The following is a 21,412-nucleotide window of genomic DNA, read 5'->3' on the forward strand; positions in this document are numbered from 1 at the left end:
TTAAGAAGGTGTTTTTTTTTAAAACGCCTTTTTCTATTTTAGAGAATTTCGAAAAAGTTTAAAAATCTTGTTAATTTAAAAAGTTTTTGTATATACAACCTATTACAAATTGATGTAATTAAAAATGAACCCTACCCCAAATTCTAATGAATGGCTGTTTGAAATAACACCCAAAAACAAATTCTTTTCACTTAACCTTAGAGAAGTCTGGAGATATAGAGATTTATTATTTCTGTTTGTAAAAAGAGATATAATCACAGTTTATAAACAAACTGTTTTAGGACCACTATGGTATTTAATTCAACCTTTATTTACATCGATCACTTTTACGATTATCTTTAATAAGGTTGCTGGTATCGATACAGGAGCCATTCCTCCATTCTTATTTAATCTAGCAGGAATCATGGTATGGAACTACTTCACATCTTGCTTGACTGGAACTTCGGATACTTTTAAATCTAATGCCGCAATATTTGGTAAAGTTTACTTTCCAAGAATCATAACTCCATTGTCAATAGTAATTTCAAATTTGATCAAATTTGGAATCCAGTTTTTCATATTTGTTGTATTTTACATTTTCTTTTATTTTCAGGGAGCAGATTTAAGCTTAAATGGCTCATTAGTGTTCTTTCCTATCCTAATTGCTTTTATGGGAATTTTGGGACTTGGTCTTGGAATGCTTATTTCATCCATGGTTACAAAGTATCGAGATTTGAATAATTTACTTGGTTTTGGAATTCAATTACTGATGTATATCTCTGCCGTAATGTATCCTATGGAGTTAATAAAAGCCAAATTGCCAAAATTTGGCTGGATTGTGGAATACAATCCATTAGCATATGTTATAGAAACTTCTCGTTATATGCTCTTAAATATTGGAAGTATATCAATTTTAGGTTTAGTATATACAATGGCACTCACATTAGCTGTTTTTTTTGCTGGATTATTGGTTTTTAATAGAACAGAAAAAAGCTTTATAGATACCGTATAAATGAAAGATATAATATTAAAAGCCGAAAATATTTCAAAACAATATCGTTTAGGTGAAGTCGGAACAGGAACAATAAAACACGATTTAAATCGCTGGTGGTATAAGATTCGTGGAAAAGAAAATCCATATTTAAAAATAGGAGATGTAAATGATCGCTCAACTAAAGGAACTTCAGAATATGTGTGGGCTTTGCAGGATATTAATTTTGAAGTTGAACGTGGAGAAGTTTTAGGGATTATAGGAAAAAATGGTGCAGGTAAGTCTACACTTTTAAAAATATTATCTAAGGTTACTGCACCAACTACAGGAAGTATTAAATCTCGTGGGCGAATTGCATCGCTTCTTGAAGTTGGAACTGGTTTTCATGGTGAGATGACAGGACGTGAAAATATCTATTTAAATGGCGCTATTTTAGGAATGACTAAAAAGGAAATCGCTTCAAAAATAGATGAAATTATTGAGTTCTCTGGTTGCGAACGTTATATTGACACGCCAGTAAAACGATATAGCTCTGGAATGACAGTTCGCTTAGCGTTTGCTGTGGCTGCTTTTTTAGAACCTGAAATTTTAGTAATTGATGAGGTTTTGGCAGTTGGAGATGCTGAATTTCAGAAAAAGGCAATTGGGAAAATGCAGGATATATCTAAAGGAGAAGGTAGGACGGTATTATTTGTTAGTCATAATATGGCCGCTGTAAAAAGTTTATGTACTAAGGGTATTGTCTTGGAACATGGAAAGGTAATTTTTAAAGGAGGAATTGATGAAAGTTTAAAAAAGTACCAAACTTTAACGCAAAAAATAACCACTAAACTTTTAGATTTTAATAGAAAAGGAACAGGAGAATATCGAGTTTCAGGTCTAAATCTGATTTCAAGTGGTGAAAAGAAGAACACCTTTTTTCTTGGAGAAAAGATTACAATTAATTTATTGTTAAAACAGCTTAAACAAGACAGCTTAAAAAATGTGAGAATTGTTATTGGAATATATAATTTCATGGATGAAGGATATTTAAGATTTGATACCAATTTATTAAATTTCGCTATTTGCCTTGATAAAAGTGAATCAGAAATCTCTTGTGAATTGGAGGAATCTTTAAATATTAAACCTGATAATTATTATTTGAATATAGCAGTTTTCAGCGAGAATGTTTTAATCGATTATTTAACGAACGCTTTTGAGTTTACTATAGAAAACGCAGATTATTTTAATACTGGTAAAAATTTACAAGATTCAGAATTATCAAGAGTATATTATAAACATAAGTGGTCACAGTTAAAATAAATTAAATGGATAATATTCAATACTCTCATAAGTCAATGATAGATGATTTTGGCAGAGTTTTTTTTTATAATAATAGAGTTTTCAGACAGATATCAAAAGAAAAACAAAATACTTGTTTGGAATTGCTTAACTCAGATATGTTTAAAGAGTTAGCCAAAAAAGAGTTAATACCTCAAACCTTTGTATCAGACGAATTTCCAGAAAGTAAACAACTTATTTTAGAACATGAACGACTAGTTGAAAGTTTGCAACATGAATGGACCTTTCAAATGTTTAAGGATGCTGCCTTAATGGTGTTAGAAATTAATGACATTTGTAATAAATATGGGTACGAATTAAAGGATGCTCATACCTTAAATGTCTTATTTAATAACAATAAGCCTGTTTTTGTAGATATTGGAAGTATAGATGTAATCAGATCTAAAAATCATTGGATTGCTTACGAGGAATTTTTAAATTCGTTTTTTATCCCGCTATTATTTTGGAGTAAAAATGAACTTCTGATTGTTAGAAAATTATTGGAAAGTAATTTTCATAGAATGTTCACAATTCCTTATCAAAATATAGAAGAATCAGGATTGTATAAATTACTATTAGTTGATAGATACAATTTTTCTTTTAGAAAAAAGGTATTATTTTCATCAAGAAAACATATTACCATTGTAAGCTTTCTTGTAAAAGCTACAAACAAGATATTAAAAATTATTTTTAATAAAAAAAGTAAACTTTTTAGATATGATCTAAAAGTAAATAGACTAACAGATAACTTTCCAAAAAAGGAAATAAAGAACAATATAGATTTACTTTCAAAATCTATCGTAGATAGTCAATGGAAAGGTTACCATGGTAAGTTTTACAATGATATTGAAAATGTTAATTACTCTTATAGATTTAAAAGATTATTAGAAATTATCAATGAATTGAGAGATGTTGAAACAGTTATCGATTTAGCAGGTAATGAAGGTTATTTTTCTTTTTTATTGTCTAAAGAAATGAATCTAAAAAAAATTATTTTAGTTGATTATGATGAAAATGCTATAAATGAAGCATATTTAAATAGTAAGAAATTAAATGTTAATAATGTTACGCCTCTTTTATTAAATTTCATGTTTACACCTGATTTATTAGGAACTTCTAAAAGGCTAAAGTCCGATTTGGCTGTTTCTTTGGCTGTAACACATCATTTAATATTAACTGGTAAATTTTCTTTAGCAGCAATTTTTGAAAGACTTATTATGTTTTCCAATAAATATGTGATAGTAGAATTTATGCCTCTAGGGCTATGGAGTATTGAAACAAAAATAAAACAAGTATTGCCTGAATGGTACACTATTGAATGGTTTAGAGATGAGTTTATAAAGTCTTTCAGTTTGATCATTGAAGAACAATTAGAAGAAAACAGAATTGTTTTTGTGGGAAAAATTAAATAGAGGTAAATGAAAAAAGTAATTAAAAATAAAATTATTTCCTTTTTAGATTTTGTTATAAAAAAAACTATAATAGCTGTCTATGGAGTTAATTCAAATATTTATAAATTACTCTTTAATGATATAGAATTAAAAGAAAAAGAACAGATTCACAATAGTATTTTAGATGAGAATGTTAAGTTATATACACCTTACAGACTTGTGAATTCAAATGTTGGAGAATACACATATATCGCAAATAATGTGATTCTTAATAATACTACAATAGGCAAGTTTTGTTCAATAGGCCCAAATTTACTTTCTGGCTGGGGAATACATCCTACTAACGGCTTATCAACACATCCTATGTTTTACTCAACACAAAAACAAAATGGTACCACATTAAGTGAAGTTGATAAAATTAAAGAAACAAAAAATATTGTAATTGGTAACGATGTTTTTATAGGAATGAATGTCACTATCCTAGATGGTGTAAAAATTGGCGATGGTGCTGTAATAGGTGCTGGCGCAATTATATCTAAAGACATCCCTGCGTATGCAATTGCAGTTGGAAATCCGGTCAAAATAATAAAATATAGATTTGATGATGCTAAGATTGAGCAACTTTTGAAAATTAAGTGGTGGGATTTTTCAAAGGAAGATTTGAGTTTAGTGGAGAAATACTTTTTTGAAGTAGATGAGTTTTTAAATAAATTTATTTGAAATGGCACTAATATCAATTATAACTATTAACTATAATAACCTTGAAGGTCTAAAAAAGACAGTTGAAAGTGTTATCAATCAGACTTGGCAGGATTTTGAGTATATAATTATCGATGGAGGATCGACTGATGGTAGCGTAGAATACATTGAAAATAAAAAGAATAAAATTGATTATTGGATAAGTGAGAATGATTCAGGTATTTATAATGCTATGAATAAGGGAATTAAGATTGCTAGTGGAAAATATATTTCATTTATGAATAGTGGGGACTGCTTTCTTTCATTAAATACATTGAAGTTATGCAGTGATATAATTATTAACAATAATGCAGATGTATTTTATGGTCAAATTAAAATCGATGATGTATTAAAAGAAAAAACGGTAATTTATCCATCTAAATTACGATTATCTTATTTGCAATATATGGTAATCAATCATCAAGCTTGCTTCTTTTTATCGGAGACATTGCAAAATTTTCATGGATATAATGAGGAGTATAAATTAGCAGCTGATTATCATTATTATTTAAAATTATACATAAATGGGAAAACATTTCTTCCTATACTATTTCCTATTGTTAAGTATGACCTAACAGGTATTAGTAGTTTGAGAATGGAAGAATATAAAATTGAAATGAAGAAGGTTTGGGATAGTACGATTCCTCATTATTTATTTGAAACAGAAAATAATTATTTTAGTTTGCTAACCACAATTAAAGATAGTAAGATATTAAGATTAGCTTTTAAACTAAGAGATTATAAGATAAAATTATTTAATGGAAGATAAAGCATTAATTTCAGTAATAATGCCTGCATATAATGCTGAAAGTTATATTGCGGATGCAATAAACTCGGTTATTCATCAAACATATAATAATTGGGAATTAATTATAATTAATGATGGTTCAAATGACAAAACTGAAGAAATAGTAAAAGAAGCATTATTAAAGGACAAAAGAATAATATATATATATCAGAAAAATGGTAGGCAAGGAAAGGCAAGGAATCTTGGTATTTCAAAATCAAAGGGAATATATCTTGCATTTCTTGATGCAGATGACATATGGCTACCTGAAAAATTAGATGTTCAGATTTTAGAGATACAAAAGAGAAATGCCGACTTAGTTTTTGCTGATTCTTATTTTTTTAATGATAATGAAGTATCTGATATTTCTAAAAAAATGAACATTCCTACCTCAGTTTTTTATGATAAAACTTCTTTAAAATTATTTTTAAAGGAAAATAGAATTCCGATCTTGACCGTCTTGGTAAAAAAAGAAAAGGTAATTAATGTTGGAGGCTTTTCTGAAATTTTAGATATTCAGAACGTAGAAGATTATCATCTGTGGCTAAAATTGCTTATGTCTAATTGTGTGTTTTATTCTTCAGACCATATATTAGCAAAATATAGAGTTCATGAAAGTTCAGCAACATCAGCTGATAAATTAGCTTTAAACAAAATTCCAAATGCTTTTTTTGATTTGTTACAACTTTTTCCAAATTATAAAAAAGATATTGAAGAGGAGCTAAAATTAAGGTTTAAAATTATTTATAAAAGAAATCTTTTTACAAAATCAGAAATGGCTATTTGGATTAAAAGGAACACAAAATATTTATCAAAGTCTAAAATAAGTTTTATTTATTTATTATTAAATCTCATGTTACCAACAAAGATTACTAAGAGATCTTTAATTTATTTATTGAATGTATAAGATTTCCATCATAGTTCCCTGTTATAATCAAGCTCAATATTTAAGTGAAGCGCTTACTTCAGTGCTTAATCAAACATATGAAAATTGGGAATGTATTATAGTAAATGATGGAAGTAACGATAATATCAATGAAATTGCCCAGAAATGGTTAGATAAAGATTTCCGTTTTAAATATGTAAGCAAGAATAACGGCGGACTAAGTAGTGCAAGAAATGCAGGGATAACTGTCGCCAAAGGAGAATTTATTTTGCCTTTAGATGCAGATGATAAAATTGGACACAATTATTTAAAATTAGCTTTATACGAATTTCAAAAGGATTCTTCATTAAAAGTAGTTTACTGTAAAGCAGAAAAATTTGGTGATGAGGTTGGAGATTGGATATTGAAGCCATTTTCATTATATAATCTAAGTAAAAAAAATATGATTTTTTGTACTGCATTGTATAAAAAGAAAGAATGGGAATTGGCAGGAGGATATGATACTAATATGATTTACGGACTTGAAGATTGGGAATTTTGGATTTCAATGCTTAAGAATGATGGAAATGTAAAACGTATTGATTACCATGGGTTTTATTATAGAATAAAATCCAGTTCAATGATAAAAAGTCTGGATCCTGATAAAGAAAAGTATTTGTATAAATACCTAAACATCAAACACGCTGATTTTTTTGTAAACCAATTAGGCTCCTCAATAGAATTAAACAATGATTTAGAACACACTAGAAACGATTACAGGCGAAAACTTAAAAGCAAAAAATTTGTTATTGATGTCTTTTTAAATACTTTTTTGGGTTTTACAATTTTTAATAATAAGAATGATTTATATTAAATAATGTTAGTCTCGATAATAATTCCCGTTCACAAAACTATAGATTATTTTAAAAGTTGTGTAGAAAGTGCATTATTGCAATCATATAGCCATATTGAAGTAATTATAGCCTGCAATGGCGAATTGGAAATTCAAACTTGTAAGGATTTTTTAAATATAAATGACCCAAGACTTATTTATTTAAAAACAAAACCTGGTCGACATAATGCGAGAAATGAAGCACTATTAGCTGCTAAAGGAAAATATATTCAATTTTTAGACTATGACGATTTGTTGTTTTTGAAAAAAATTGAAACGCAGGTTTCATTGTTGGAAAGTGCAAACAGTAAAGAAACAATTTCTATTACAAAATGGAAAAAGTTTAAAAATGAATTAAATGAAAGTTATAATTTTCCATATAATAACATATTTGAAGAAGAGAAAATAGATGCCCGAAAATTAATTCGGAAATTATCAGTTAATGGAGGTTTTATTGCCACAGGATCGTGGTTAATTCCTAAAGTTTTAATTGGTAATATTCAATGGATAGACAGTCCTAATGATGATGCTGTTTTTTTATCAGGCATATTGAAAGGAAATCCTGAAATAATAATGGTTTCTGAAACTTATGCTGGGTATAGAATTCATGATGAAAATACCAGTTCTTTATTTAAAAAATCAGAATTAGACAAACTTCTGGTGAGTTGGGAACTTATTTATCAGAATTTGAAAGCTCTACATATATTCGAATTAAAACTTTATTTGTATAAAGCATATTTAAATTTAATACGTTATTCTAAAGTCGTGAATGGGTATCGAATTTTATTTATAATTTATAAAACGCTAATGTTTGGATTTAAATCTAAACTAGGTTTTAACTTAGTTTTAGATCTAAAAAGAATGTTACTAAAATAAGAAGAATTGAAATCAAAAATACTTATAATAGGCCCAATTACAGATTTTGGAGGAAGAGAGCTAGAAGTAGGTTTTGTTTCTAATGTCCTATCATCAAAACATGAAGTTGAGGTATGTTCTACAGTGACTATTTCAAAAAATAGTCAGGTTTTAGATTTCAGTAAAAGTCTTCCCGTTTTTTCTTTAAAAAGCAAAGTATTTAAAAACTTTTTGTGGATTAAATTTCTAGCCTTTATTAGTTATTTAAAGAACAATTGTAAGGGATCAGTTTCAGATTATGCCAATAACGAATGGGCAAAAAAGCATTGTAGTTATGATGGTAAAGTTTTAGAGGTTTTAAATACCCTGATTCCTAAATATAATTTGGTTGTTTTTTTTGGCCAGTTATCATCGAATTACGTAAAAGAAGTTATAGAAATTTGTCATGATAATAAAATCAAATTTGTTTTTAGAACAACAGGCAAAATTTTAAATTATCAGAATTATGATTATTTAAATTATGTTGATTTATATATTCATCATTCAGAAAGTAATGCAAATGGTGTTAAAATAAATACGCATAACTATACAGTAATTGATCAATGTGCTTTTAATGAAGAAGAATTATTGAAAATTTCGGTAGTAAAAAATAAGGTAAAAACATTTTTAACCATCGCACGTTTAGAAAAGGAAAAGAATATCGATGTCCTTATAAAAGCTTTTTTAAAGATTTCCGACAACGATAAATTAATTATTATTGGTGAAGGATCTGAATACGATAATCTGAAAAATCTAGCAAAAAACAATGTCAATGTTATTTTTACAGGATTTATACGAAATCATAAAACAGCTGATTTTTTTAAACAGGCAGATTGTATCATAATTTCACATTACGATTTTGAAACAGGTCCTTTAACAGGTATCGAAGCTATGGCAAGTGCAAGATTAATTTTGTCAGCGAAAACAGGTGCAATGGAGGAGCGATTCGACGGAATTAATATTTCATGGTTTGATAATACAGTAGAAGATTTATATGAAGAAATGGTGAAAATCAAAAATATTAATGCAGATCAGGCTGAAAAATTATCAATTGAAATTAGAGACAGATATATTTCACGTTTTTCGAAAGAAAATATTAATGCACGATACTTAGGAGTAATAGAAAAAGTAATGGACGTATCATGAGAAAAGGAGAAAATCTTTCAAAAGATGTAATATTACCTGAATTAGATTCACATCACAGAGTAATAATTCCATTGTATATACCTGATGAAGAAAGTTATTATAAAGATGCTTTTATAATTTTCACTTATTGTCTTTTATCAATTCAAAAAACTTCGATTACAAAAATTAAGATTTCAGTGATAAGTGATGGTTGTTGTGATGCTATAAATACAAAGCTACTTCAATTGCAAAGAGACAATTTGATTGATGAACTTATAATAGAGAAAAATAACGTTGGAAAAATAAATAGCATTTTAAAAGCATTGCGTACAGCTCCAGAACGTTTGATCACTATTACCGACGGAGATGTCCTATTTTGCAATAATTGGGAAACTGAAATATTAGAAGTTTTTAAAGCTTTTCCTCAAGCTGGAGCAGTTTGCCCAGTACCTGTTTTTAGAAAACAATTAAATTTGACAGCCAATATTTGGTTTAAATATTTTTTCTCTAAAAAACTCTATTTTAGAACAGTAAAAAATCCTGATGCTATGGAGAAATTTGCTCAAAGTTTAGGATGGTCTTCTCTAGAAGATAGATTTAAAGATTCAATTTGTACATTGAAAGCAAAAAATGGCACTATTGCAGTATTAGGATGTTCTCATTTTGTGGCAACTTATAAACGCGAAGTTTTTGATGTGATACCAAAAACAAACAGTGTTTATAAATTAGGAGGAGACAGTGAGTACCTTTATTTAGATCTACCCGTAGTAAAAATGGGCGGATACAGGCTATCAACAAACGAAAACTTAGCTTATCATTTAGGAAATCATCTAGAATCTTGGATGGTCGAAAAATTTAATGATTTAAAGGAGATAACAGAAAAAAAAGTAGAAAACTTACATTTAAAAGAATTGTCCAGAGGACCTATTAGTTATTTGTTTACAGAGAAGATCTTTAGAAAACTTTTTTATAGTAAACAATTTTACAATTATGCTTTAAGAAAAAAAGGTATTTCAAAAGAGAAATTAAAAACATTTTGGTACTAAAGAAAAATAAAAATAGTCTAGAATATAAATGCAGATAATAAGATAATGGAGCCAATTATTTCCATAATCATGCCTATTTTTAATAGAGCAAATTTGATTGCCGAAACATTAGATTCAATAAAGAATCAAACTTATACTTTATGGGAGTGTATTATCATAGATGATGGGAGTACTGATAATACGGTAGAAATTCTTAAAAAATATCAGGAAGAAGACAACAGATTTAAATTTTTTGTTAGGCCTAATAATATAACAAAAGGGCCTAGCTCTTGTAGAAATTTTGCCTTCGAAAAAGCTTTAGGAAGCTATATACAGTTTTTTGATAGCGATGATATTATGCATCAAGATCATTTAAATCTTAAAATAAATAGCATTAAAGATTCAGATTTAGTGGTTTGTAAATTAAAAGAATTTGAACAGGAATTTGATAAACAGGAATTTTTGTTAGATACAGTCCCTAATATAAGCTACCAGAATCTATTTGAAGATTTTGTTTCAGGTGCTTTTCCTATGATGATGGTGGCTCCAATGTGGAAAAAAGAATCATTACAGCCTTACTTGCCAATTAGAGAAGATTTGCATATTCTTGAAGATTACGATTTGTATGCGAGAGCATTATTTGAGCCAAAGAAAATTTCAATTATAAATGAAATTTTGATTCTTTATAGAATGGGTTTAAGCTCATCTACAAACTCATTTTACAGCAATATTGATTACGGATTAGAGTCCTATCTTGAAGCCAAAAGAACAGTATTAAAATTAACTTCTTCAAAATCTGTTAGATTATGTATTTTAAAAATGACTTTAGGTTTCTTTAGAATGGGACTGGCTCAACAAAAATATGAAGGTTGTCAAAAATGTATCGATTTTATTAAACATGAAAGATTGCTTTATTCCATCAAATTAAAAATGCAATTTTTTCGAATTCATTTTTTTTATCTCATTTTTAAATTTATAAAACGTGGTGACACGCGCTTTAAACCATTATTAAAATTATAATTATTATTTGATGAAAATTTTAATGGTTGCCATACCCAATCATCACTTTTTTCAATGGGTAAACCAATTGAAAGATTCTGGTCATGAAATATACTGGTTTGATATTACTGATGGAGGTCCAAAGGTTGAAAGAATAAACTGGGTTCATCAGATAAAAGGTTGGAAACAGCGCTTTAACTTTCCATTTCGACAAGGTCTAAAGAGTAAGATGCCTCGTTTATATAAGATGATTCAAAAAATTCGGGAGCGAGATACCAAAGTTGTTTTCGAAAAAATAATTGAAGATTTAAAGCCAGATATAGTTCATTGTTTTGAAATGAAGCTAGCTGGAATGCCAATATTAGATATTTTAGAAAAGAAGGATAATATAAAATTTATATATTCCTCATGGGGGAGTGATATGTATGCTTATCAAGAACTTGGACTTTCTAAAAATGAAGTTGAATCTTTTTTGACAAGAGTAGATTTTTTAATCACAGACTGTAAGAGAGATTATAAAATTGCTGGCGAAAATGGATTTAAAAATACTTTTTTAGGAGTTTTTCCAGGTAACGGAGGAATTTATTTTGAAAAAGAGTTTATTAAAGAAACCGCAGACCGAAACATTATTCTAATAAAAGGCTATGAAGATGGTGTGGGAAAAGCAATAAAAGTAATTGAATCGTTAGAACTTGTTTCTTCAAATTTGTTGAAGGATTTAAAAATCGTTGTCTATAGCGCCGATTTGAAAGTTAAAAAACGAATTGAAGAATCCTCTTTTTTAAATTCTCTGGACATTAAAATATTGAGTAGAAACAAGTTTATTTCTAATGCAGAACTATTGAAAATAATGGGGGAAAGTATTATCCATGTTGGAAATAGTATTTCTGACGGAATGCCCAATGTTTTATTGGAATCAATGGGAATGGGAGCATTTCCTATCCAATCAAATCCAGGCAACGTCACGGAAGAAGTCATAAAAAATGGTATAAACGGTTTTATAATTGAGCAACCTTTAGATAATTTAGCAATTGCTAAATTAATTGAAAATGCAATTAAAAATATTGAGTTGAGAACTTCTGCTCAAGAATACAATACCAATTTTATTGCTGAAAACTATAATAGAAAGCATCTCCAAAAAAGCATTGTTAAATTGTATGAGAAAGTGCTTTTTAATAAAAATTAATATAAATAATGAAACTCTCTACATTAATTGTAACTAAAAATAGAGCTCAAGAACTTGAATTAACCCTTAATAAGTTATTAGGAATTTTAGATCTTATGCAGCATGAAGTGCTAGTATTTATTGACGGATGTGAAGAAACACATAAATTAATTTCTAAATATAACTGGGTTAAATGGTCATGGAACGAAAAAAGTGTAGGAGCTTCACCAGCTAGAAATTTTCTTTATAAAAAAGCAGAAGGAAATATATTGGTAGGACTTGACGATGATGCGCATCCGATTAGCGAAAATTTTGTAAATAAAATCGAAAATACATTTTTGCAATTTCCTGATGTCGGAATAATCGCTTTTCAGGAAGTAAGAGGCTTATTTTCTACAGATGAAGAAGCATTTAGAAGCAGGCAAACAAAAGTGACACAACATAAAACTACTGATTTTATTGGATGCGGATTTGCAGTTAAAAAAAGTGTTTATGATGAAACAAGAGGATTTCCTACTTGGATTGATATTTATGGCGAAGAGTCATGCTTATCAATTGAGGTTCTTGATTTAGGATACGAAATTCTTTATGATAATGAAATTGTAGTTAATCATAGAATTGATAAAAAAAAGCGTCTAGCCCAAGGAAGAAATTATTTTAGATTTGAGAAACAACTTAAAAATACAATTTATTATTATCTGGTATATTACCCTAAACCAATATTAAAAATAGCAAAGCTGTTATTGCATAACTTTAAAAAGTATGCATTAACAGACAAGAAGTGCTTTTCGTTATTTTTTAAAGCCGTTTTTACGGCGACTAATAATTTTTTCAAGGTTTTAAAGTTCAGAAAACCTGTTTCAAACCAAACATTACAAAGAATGAAATTGTTGAAAGGAGTTCAATATTAATTTTATTAACCAAGATAATATGAAATACATAATTTAAGAATGCTTTTTAACTCTTTAAACTTTGCTTTATTTCTACCAGTAGTTTTTGTTTTTTACTGGTTTGTGACAAATAAAAGTCTGAAATTTCAAAACATATTACTTTTAGTATCAAGTTACTTTTTTTATTCCTGTTGGGATTGGCGTTTTCTTTTTCTGCTGATTTTTTCAACATTATTAGACTTCTTTTCTGGAATTCAAATAGAAAAGGCAAAGAGTCAGCATCAAAAAAAGTTTTGGTTTTGGTTAAGTATAATTGTTAATCTTGGTTTCTTAGGTGTTTTTAAATATTTTAATTTTTTTGCTGAATCATTAAAAGATTTAATTTCAATTTTTGGTTTTCAAGTTAATATTTGGTCGCTACAAGTAATTTTACCAATCGGAATTTCTTTTTACACCTTCCATGGCTTGTCCTATGTTATTGATATTTATAAAAATAGAATCAAAGCAGAGAAAAACTTCATTGATTATGCTTTATTTGTTTCTTATTTTCCATTATTAGTGGCAGGACCAATAGAACGGGCAACACATTTATTGCCTCAGATAAAAAAGAAAAGAAACTTCAACTACGAGCAAGCTGTAGATGGATTAAGACAAATACTTTGGGGATTGTTCAAAAAAATTGTGATTGCTGACAATTGCGCAATTCAAGCTAGTTTGATTTTTAATAATTCGACTGAATATTCAGGAAGCACTTTAGCAATTGGAGCTATATTTTTCGCTTTTCAAATTTATGGTGATTTTTCAGGTTATTCAGATATTGCTTTAGGAGTGTCGAGATTGTTTGGAATAGAACTTCTTCAAAATTTTTCTTTTCCATATTTTTCTAGAGATATTGCTGAATTTTGGCGTCGTTGGCATATTTCACTATCATCGTGGTTTAAAGACTATTTATACATCCCGCTTGGAGGAAGTAAAGGAGGAAGGTGGGTTCAAGTTAGGAATACTTTTGTAGTTTTTTTAGTCAGCGGATTTTGGCATGGGGCAAATTGGACTTTTATAATATGGGGCCTATTGAATGCTATTTATTTCTTACCCTTATTACTTTTAAATAAGAACAGAAGTCATATAGAAATAGTTGCCTTAGAAAACAAGTTGCCAAGTATAAAAGAGTTTGTAATGATGGTTACAACATTTACATTTACAGTTTTGGCTTGGATTTTCTTTAGGGCAAATAATGTAAAACATGCATTACAATTTATATCAGATATTTTTTCTAAGTCATTTTTTTCTCTTCCAACAGAAAGACCGACATATTTAATTTTATTGATATTACTTTTTATCATTATAGAATGGTTAGGAAGAAGAAAGAAATATGCACTCGAAAATTTAGAATTTCAATATAACACTTTCTTTAGATGGTCTATGTATATTATAATTATAGTGTTTCTTTTTATTTTTGGAGCTAGAGAACAAGAATTTATTTATTTTCAATTTTAGTATGAAAAGATTTTTACTAAGAGTTTTATTATTTAGTTTAATCTTTTTTGCGTTAGATAAACTATTTTATATTTTTTTATTCATAGCGCCTAAGCTAGAAGAAGACCATAGACTTGAGCTTTTGCTAAATGGCAAGATTAATAAAGAATTAATTGTAATGGGATCTTCAAGAGGGGCTTACAATATTATTGCAAATCAAATTGAGAAAGAAACTGGAAAAACAGCTTATAATATTTCGTATGCTGGTTCGAATATTCAATTTCATTTGTTTTTATTGAAAACACTATTAGAATTCAATAACAAACCTAAAACAATTGTTCTTTCTTTGGATAACCCATACGAGTTTTTATATGTTAAAACATTCGATTATAGATACGATAAAATGTATCCTTTAGAGAAGTATAATTATATAAATGATGAATTGATTAGGCTGGATGACAAAAGTAAATTTTCAAAAATTTTCTGCCTAGCAAGGTTAAACCGGAATAGTTTTAATTTTAGAAAAAAAGGAGTGACTAAAGAGAGTCCAATTTTAGAATGCGGATCGATGCCTTTTTCAATAGAATCTGGGAAGAATAATTTTAAATTTGATGACAAAAAAGTTTGTTATCCAATTAAGGAAGAACTTAAAGATAAAAAGAAAGCATTTCTTGAGTTTCAGAGGATTTGTAAAGAAAACAATATAAAATTAATTTATTGTTTTGCTCCTAATTTTAGAGTTTATAATTCGACACTCGAAAATAGGATAAAAGACATTTCATTGCCAGAAAATCGACTTTTTGTTTATGACACTACAGATTTTAGATATAAAAAGATAGAGTATTTTCACGATGAATCGCATCTTAATATAAGAGGTGCGAAGCTGTTTACCAGTGAATTAAGTAAATTCATAAATTTGAATAAATAACAATATGATGAAAAAAACCGCCATAATTCCACTTCGTAAGAACTCTAAAGGAATTTCAGGAAAGAACAAAAAAAAGATGCTCGGACGACCACTTTTTTCATGGGTTTTAACCGAAGCAATTTTTTCTGAATTAGATGAGGTATATGTTTTTACAGACGATCAGGAAATTATAGATTATATTAAAAGAGAATATTTTTGGACTTCAAAAGTAAAAACACTTTTAAGAAATGATGAGAATGCTTCAGATACAGCATCGACAGAAAGCGCTATGCTAGAATTTGCAGAACTTGTAAAGAATGATTTTGACTTGTTATGCTTATTGCAAGCAACTTCTCCGATGACAAAAGCTCAGGATATTAATGCAGTGCTAAATGAAGTTCTTGTTAATAAAAAAGAATCAGCTTTAACGGTCGTGAATACGCATCGTTTTATCTGGAACGCAGACGGAACTCCAAGTAATTATGATGTTTTTAAAAGACCGAGACGCCAAGATTTTGAAGGATTGCTAATTGAAAACGGAGCAGTATATGTTACTACAAAAGAAGCTTTTCTAAACTCAAAAAACAGAGTAAGCGGTTCAATTGGTTTAGTAAAAATGCCAGAGGAATCTTTGGTAGAAATCGATAGTTTATCTGATTGGGAAATTATCGAAAAATTATTAGGAGATCGTCAGAAAAAAATGAAAGTGCATCAACGAATAGATTATTTAGTTTTAGATGTAGATGGAGTTTTCACAGATGGATGTGTTTATTACGATGCAAATGGAGAAATGGCTAAAAAATTTGATATGCGTGACGGAATGGGATTGGAAATTTTAAGGCAAAATAACGTTGAAGTGATCGTAATGACCTCAGAAAATTCTGAATTAGTTGCGCAGAGAATGAAGAAATTGCAGATTAAACACACTTTTTTAGGAGTTAAAGATAAATTTTCCTTTTTAACACATTTTCTTTCAGAGAGAAATAGTAGTTTTGGCGCCGTCTCGTATGTGGGCGATGACGTAAATGATTTAGCAAATATTTGCAGTGTTGGTTGGTCATTTACTCCTGCTGATGCGACAGATATCGTTAAGGCAAATGCAGATTATGTTTTAACTCATAAATCAGGAGCCGGAGCAATACGAGAAACTTGTGAAATTTTATTAAAGTACAATAAACGTTATGAAGGAATTTAAAAAACCTTACGTGATTGCCGAAATTGGATGCAATCATAAAGGTGAAATGGAAATAGCAAAAGAATTAATTAAGATTGCAAAAATCTTCGGAAACGCAGATGCAGTAAAATTCCAAAAACGTAATAATAAAGAGCTTCTTACAGAAGAGCAATATAATGCGCCACACCCAAATTTTTCTAATTCGTATGGAGAGACTTATGGTGCGCACAGAGAGTTTTTAGAATTCAATGTTGAACAGCATAAAGAACTAAAAGCGTATTGCGATGAAATCGGAATTACTTATTCAACATCTGTTTGGGATACGACTTCAGCAAAAGAGATCGCATCCTTAAATCCAGATTTTATTAAAATTCCTTCTGCTTGTAATAATAACTTCGAAATGCTAGAATGGTTGAGCGAAAATTATTCAGGAGAAATTCATATTTCAACAGGAATGACTACTAAAGGAGAAACAGATACTCTGGTTGAATTTTTTACTAAAAAAGGTAGAAACCAAGATTTAGTTTTATACAATTGTACATCTGGTTATCCAGTTCCTTTTGAAGATGTTTGCCTTTTGGATATTAATATTTTAAGACAAAAATACGGTCACTTGGTAAAACACATCGGTTTTTCAGGGCATCACTTAGGAATTGCTGTAGATATGGCTGCTTATACTTTAGGAGCTAATATTATTGAAAGGCATTACACTCTTGACAGAACTTGGAAAGGTACCGATCATGCGGCTTCTTTAGAGCCAATGGGTTTACGTAAACTTACAAGAGATTTAAATGCAGTTTATCAAGCTTTAACTTTTAAATCTGCTGATATTTTGCCAATCGAACAAGTTCAAAGAGATAAACTAAAAAATAAAAAAGTATAAGTTTATAAGGATTTCTATTAAAACTAATTATTGCCTTAACTTTTAACAGAAGTTAGAATGAAAATGTAAAAAATTTTCGCATTAGATTCTATTTTACTTGAAATGAAAAAAAACATATTTATCTTTTTACCAGACGGAGTAGGACTTCGTAATTTTGCCTTAACCTCTTTTAAAGAAATTGGAGAAAAAAATAATTTTGATATTACGTATTGGAATAATACTCCATTTTCTATTACAGAGAAATTAGGTTTTAAAGAATTAAAGATTCAGGAAAAGTCAGTGCATTCTTTAACTATAGTTTATAGTCGTGCACGCAAAAGAATGGAATTAAATTTTTTTGATAAAAAATTTAATGAAGTAGTTTACAACACTTATAATTTTCCACAATCTTATAAAGGGATAAATAATGCTGTAAAAAGCTTTATGGTTGATGCTCTGACAACTTTTGGGTCTAATCAAAAAGGAATCAAGTTTGTTCGTGAGCAAATAAAAAAAGGAGAACGTACAACAAGTAAATACAAAGAAAGCAAAAAACAGTTGGAAGAACACAAACCTGATTTTGTGTTCTGTACCAATCAACGTCCAACTCAAGCGATTGCTTCTATTTTGGCTGCACAGGATTTAGGAATTCCAACAGGAACTTTTATTTTTTCATGGGATAATCTTCCAAAAGCAACAACTTTAGTCGAAACAGATTACTATTTTGTGTGGAGTGAACACATGAAAAAAGAGGTTTTAATGTACTGTCCGTATGTAAAAGAGGAACAGATTTTTGTTACTGGAACTCCTCAATTTGAAAGCCATTTTGATAAAACTCTTTTACAATCAAAAGAAGAATTTTTTGCAGCACATAATCTAAATCTTAATACAAAATACATTTGTTATTCTGGAGATGATATCGTGACTTCTCCTTTAGATCAACATTATTTAGAAGATTTAGCATTATCGGTAAGAGAGTTAAACCAAAACGGATATTCTTTAGGCATCATTTATAGAAAATGTCCTGTCGATTTTACAGATCGTTATGATGAGGTTTTAAATAAATATAAGGATGTAATTGTAAACATAGATCCATTATGGAGCCCTGTTGGGCAAAGCTGGAATGAGATTATGCCAACAAAAGAAGATTTTGCATTACAGACAAACATTTGTGAATACACAGAATTTGTAGGTAACATTGCTTCTTCTATGGTTTTTGATTTTTCTGCCCATGATAAATCTTGTCTGTTTTTTGATTACGAACAGCCACAATTAAAAAAAGGAATCCGTGATATTGGGCAAAATTATAAATACATCCATTTTAGATCGAAACCCTCTGAAGAAGCGGCTTTATGGGTCAGAAATAAAAAGGATTTAACAGCTATTGTTAAAGATATTATTGACGGAAAAACTTCAAGTGTAAAAGAGAGTAAAAAATGGTTCGAGATTATCGTTGGACCAAATCCTACTGAAGCATCTGAAAAAATCTGGGAAAGTATAAATAGTCTTTTAAAGAAATAATTATTTATGTTTTTTAACTCTTTGGCATTTGCCATCTTTTTGCCAATTGTTTTTTTTCTGTATTGGTTTGTTTTTAATAAAACCAAAAGCACACAAAATGCCTTATTAATCATTGCAAGTTATTATTTTTATTCTTGCTGGGATTGGAGATTTTTATTCTTATTAGTTTTCTCTACATTTCTAGATTATTTTACAGGAATTCAAATTGAAAAAAGTAATTCAGATCGAAGGCGTAAATTTTGGTTCTGGCTTAGTATTTCAGTCAATTTAGGCTTTTTAGGAATTTTTAAATACTATAATTTCTTTGCGTCTTCATTTGCAGAAATGTTCACTTCTTTTGGATTTAAAGTAAGTCCATTTTTGCTAAATGTTATTCTTCCAGTAGGAATTTCATTCTATACTTTCCACGGATTATCTTATGTAATTGATATTTATTATAAAAGAATAAAAGCTGAATATAACTTTATTGATTATTCTCTGTTTGTGAGCTATTTTCCACTTTTAGTTGCAGGACCAATTGAAAGGGCTACTCATTTACTGCCACAGGTTAAAATAAAAAGAGAATTTAATTTTGAAAAAGCTAAAGAAGGATTTAGTCAAATTATCTGGGGACTTTTTAAAAAAGTAGTCATAGCTGATACTTGTGCGATTTATGCCAATGCTATTTTTGATCACTATAATTCGATGGACTCCTTATCTCTTATTTTAGGGACAATTTATTTTGCATTTCAGATTTATGGTGATTTTTCTGGCTACTCAGATATTGCGCTTGGAGTTTCTAAACTTTTTGGAATAGATTTATTAAGGAATTTTAATTACCCTTATTTTTCAAGAGATATAGCTGAGTTTTGGCGCCGCTGGCATATTTCACTTTCCTCTTGGTTTCGAGATTATCTTTACATTCCGCTTGGAGGAAGTAAAGGTGGACTTTGGATGAAAATCCGAAATACATTCATCATTTTTATCGTTAGCGGATTTTGGCATGGGGCCAATTGGACATACTTAATGTGGGGATTTATAAATGCAATCTACTTTTTACCATTACTATTATTAAGAAAAAATAGAAATAATACGGATGAAGTAGATATTAAATTTCGCTTTTCGTCACTAAAAACTTTGCTTAACATTTTATTTACTTTTGGTCTAACTTGCTTTGCATGGATTTTTTTTAGAGCAGAAAATATTTTTACAGCTTTTAATTACATTCAAAGAATCTTCGCATTTAATATTGATTTTCAAAATCTAAAGGGACAAATAAGTTTTACAACCACATTTGTTTTACTTTATTTGGTCTTACTAGAATGGAATAACAGAAAAATAGAGTGTCCTTTAAATGGTAAGCTTTCCAAGGTTAAAATATTGGCAGCAATTGTATTGATTCTACTTTTGGGAGAATTTAATATTAAAAATAACTTTATTTATTTCCAATTTTAATATCCATTTGTAGATGAAATCTTTCTTAAAATATCTCCTAGAAATTTTATTTATTGCTTTAATTGTTTGTTTTGGGCTTCAATATTTCTCAGATAATGGTTTAAAAAAATTAAAAGGGACTAAGATTAATGATTGGCAAAATATAATAGAGGGCAAAATTAATAGTGACGTAATTATAAATGGTTCATCTAGAGGTTACTTCATGTATAATGCAAAAAATATAGGTGAACTATTAAATTTAAGTTGTTTTAATATTGGTTTTAATGCTGGTGGTTGCAATTTGCAGCAATCTAAATTTGATATCTATCTAAAAAAAAATAGAAAACCTACAGTGATAATTCAGAATATAGATCTATCCCACTTTTTAAAAAATACCGAGTTACCAGATGAATGGCAGTTTACCCCTTTTATAAACAATGAAATAATTAATTCGTTTGTAACTAAATATGATGATAAATATAAATATTTGCCCTATATCCCATTGTTGAAGTATAACCAGAACTTTCAGCTACTTAAAAAAGGTATAATTGCTAATTTTTCAAGTTCAGTTACAAAGAATGACAAGACTATCAATGGTTTTTCACCACAGGATAGGATTTTTAAAATAGACTATCATAATCTTGAAAGAATAAAAAAAGATAAGTACTATTTTAATGAGATCGACTTTAGAAATGAAATTAAAGAAATGGTTTGTTTTTATTTTCGAAGATTAGATAAAGATGCAAAAGTTATTTTTGTTTGGGCACCAGAACATAAATTAAGATGTTCTTTGCTTTTTCCTGAAAAAGGAAAAATTCTAATCGATGAATTAAATAGAATTGAAAGTAATAATAAAAACTTTCAGTTTATTGATATGCGTGTCAATGAGATATCTAATCATGATGAATATTATTACGATACCTATCATCTAAATGCAACAGGAGCCGATATTTTCTCAAAAGAATTGGCAATAAAAATTAAAGAAATTTTAAATTAAT

20 protein-coding genes are annotated in these 21,412 nt (G+C 28.8%); all 20 read left to right on the forward strand.

The features are described from left to right. Positions 1-124 precede the first annotated feature (124 nt). The 20 genes from BLP44_RS16500 to BLP44_RS16595 all read left to right on the forward strand — a co-directional run bounded on the left by BLP44_RS16500 (position 125) and on the right by BLP44_RS16595 (position 21,411). Positions 125-991: an ABC transporter permease gene (locus BLP44_RS16500; RefSeq protein ID WP_091134578.1), complete on the forward strand. Its 867-nt coding sequence runs from the start codon at positions 125-127 to the stop codon at positions 989-991. Continuing rightward, entirely contained in the window at positions 992-2,272 is a 1,281-nt protein-coding gene (locus BLP44_RS16505; RefSeq protein ID WP_066033568.1) for an ABC transporter ATP-binding protein, read from the forward strand. It begins immediately after the preceding gene. 5 nt (positions 2,273-2,277) lie between these two features. Continuing rightward, positions 2,278-3,702 carry a class I SAM-dependent methyltransferase gene (locus BLP44_RS16510; protein ID WP_066033569.1) on the forward strand — a complete coding sequence of 475 codons (1,425 nt, stop codon included), beginning with the start codon at positions 2,278-2,280 and terminating at the stop codon, positions 3,700-3,702. A gap of 6 nt (positions 3,703-3,708) precedes the next feature. Continuing rightward, the gene (locus BLP44_RS16515; RefSeq protein ID WP_091134580.1) at positions 3,709-4,401 is read left to right on the forward strand and encodes a CatB-related O-acetyltransferase; all 693 of its coding nucleotides are present in this window, start codon (positions 3,709-3,711) and stop codon (positions 4,399-4,401) included. 1 nt (position 4,402) lies between these two features. Further along, positions 4,403-5,188, forward strand: a complete 786-nt coding sequence (locus tag BLP44_RS16520; protein WP_066033571.1) for a glycosyltransferase family 2 protein — start codon at positions 4,403-4,405, stop codon at positions 5,186-5,188. Next, the gene (locus BLP44_RS16525; RefSeq protein ID WP_091134582.1) at positions 5,178-6,113 is read left to right on the forward strand and encodes a glycosyltransferase family 2 protein; all 936 of its coding nucleotides are present in this window, start codon (positions 5,178-5,180) and stop codon (positions 6,111-6,113) included. The genes BLP44_RS16520 and BLP44_RS16525 overlap by 11 nt, the downstream gene beginning before the upstream one ends. Beyond that, positions 6,106-6,945: a glycosyltransferase family 2 protein gene (locus tag BLP44_RS16530; RefSeq protein ID WP_066033572.1), complete on the forward strand. Its 840-nt coding sequence runs from the start codon at positions 6,106-6,108 to the stop codon at positions 6,943-6,945. The genes BLP44_RS16525 and BLP44_RS16530 overlap by 8 nt, the downstream gene beginning before the upstream one ends. A gap of 3 nt (positions 6,946-6,948) precedes the next feature. Beyond that, positions 6,949-7,839 (forward strand): glycosyltransferase family 2 protein, encoded by an 891-nt coding sequence (locus tag BLP44_RS16535; RefSeq protein WP_091134584.1) that lies wholly within the window; start codon positions 6,949-6,951, stop codon positions 7,837-7,839. A gap of 6 nt (positions 7,840-7,845) precedes the next feature. Then, complete coding sequence (locus BLP44_RS16540) at positions 7,846-9,003, forward strand: glycosyltransferase family 4 protein (RefSeq protein ID WP_091134586.1); 1,158 nt, start codon at positions 7,846-7,848, stop codon at positions 9,001-9,003. Beyond that, positions 9,000-10,028: a glycosyltransferase gene (locus tag BLP44_RS16545; protein ID WP_066033575.1), complete on the forward strand. Its 1,029-nt coding sequence runs from the start codon at positions 9,000-9,002 to the stop codon at positions 10,026-10,028. The genes BLP44_RS16540 and BLP44_RS16545 overlap by 4 nt, the downstream gene beginning before the upstream one ends. Before the next feature lie 45 nt (positions 10,029-10,073). After that, entirely contained in the window at positions 10,074-11,027 is a 954-nt protein-coding gene (locus BLP44_RS16550) for a glycosyltransferase family 2 protein (protein WP_091134588.1), read from the forward strand. Between the two features lie 10 nt (positions 11,028-11,037). Beyond that, on the forward strand, positions 11,038-12,192 hold the full coding sequence (locus BLP44_RS16555; protein ID WP_066033577.1) for a glycosyltransferase family 4 protein: 1,155 nt from the start codon (positions 11,038-11,040) through the stop codon (positions 12,190-12,192). 8 nt (positions 12,193-12,200) lie between these two features. Then, on the forward strand, positions 12,201-13,082 hold the full coding sequence (locus BLP44_RS16560; RefSeq protein WP_091134590.1) for a glycosyltransferase family 2 protein: 882 nt from the start codon (positions 12,201-12,203) through the stop codon (positions 13,080-13,082). Positions 13,083-13,121: 39 nt separating this feature from the next. After that, the gene (locus BLP44_RS16565) at positions 13,122-14,558 is read left to right on the forward strand and encodes an MBOAT family O-acyltransferase (protein WP_091134592.1); all 1,437 of its coding nucleotides are present in this window, start codon (positions 13,122-13,124) and stop codon (positions 14,556-14,558) included. A gap of 1 nt (position 14,559) precedes the next feature. Then, positions 14,560-15,465 carry a hypothetical protein gene (locus tag BLP44_RS16570; protein WP_091134594.1) on the forward strand — a complete coding sequence of 302 codons (906 nt, stop codon included), beginning with the start codon at positions 14,560-14,562 and terminating at the stop codon, positions 15,463-15,465. A gap of 4 nt (positions 15,466-15,469) precedes the next feature. Beyond that, entirely contained in the window at positions 15,470-16,639 is a 1,170-nt protein-coding gene (locus BLP44_RS16575; protein WP_317040792.1) for an acylneuraminate cytidylyltransferase, read from the forward strand. Further along, positions 16,626-17,501, forward strand: coding sequence for an N-acetylneuraminate synthase family protein (locus BLP44_RS16580; RefSeq protein WP_066033582.1), 876 nt, complete (start codon positions 16,626-16,628; stop codon positions 17,499-17,501). The genes BLP44_RS16575 and BLP44_RS16580 overlap by 14 nt, the downstream gene beginning before the upstream one ends. Positions 17,502-17,603: 102 nt before the next feature. Continuing rightward, complete coding sequence (locus tag BLP44_RS16585; RefSeq protein WP_091134598.1) at positions 17,604-19,001, forward strand: glycosyltransferase family protein; 1,398 nt, start codon at positions 17,604-17,606, stop codon at positions 18,999-19,001. Positions 19,002-19,007: 6 nt separating this feature from the next. Next, a complete protein-coding gene (locus BLP44_RS16590) occupies positions 19,008-20,435 on the forward strand; it encodes an MBOAT family O-acyltransferase (RefSeq protein ID WP_066033584.1) in 1,428 nt (475 codons plus the stop codon). 13 nt (positions 20,436-20,448) lie between these two features. Next, the gene (locus BLP44_RS16595) at positions 20,449-21,411 is read left to right on the forward strand and encodes a hypothetical protein (protein WP_091134600.1); all 963 of its coding nucleotides are present in this window, start codon (positions 20,449-20,451) and stop codon (positions 21,409-21,411) included. Position 21,412 lies beyond the last annotated feature (1 nt).

This window comes from Flavobacterium anhuiense, from assembly GCF_900101855.1.
Classification (GTDB): Bacteria; Bacteroidota; Bacteroidia; order Flavobacteriales; family Flavobacteriaceae; genus Flavobacterium; species Flavobacterium anhuiense.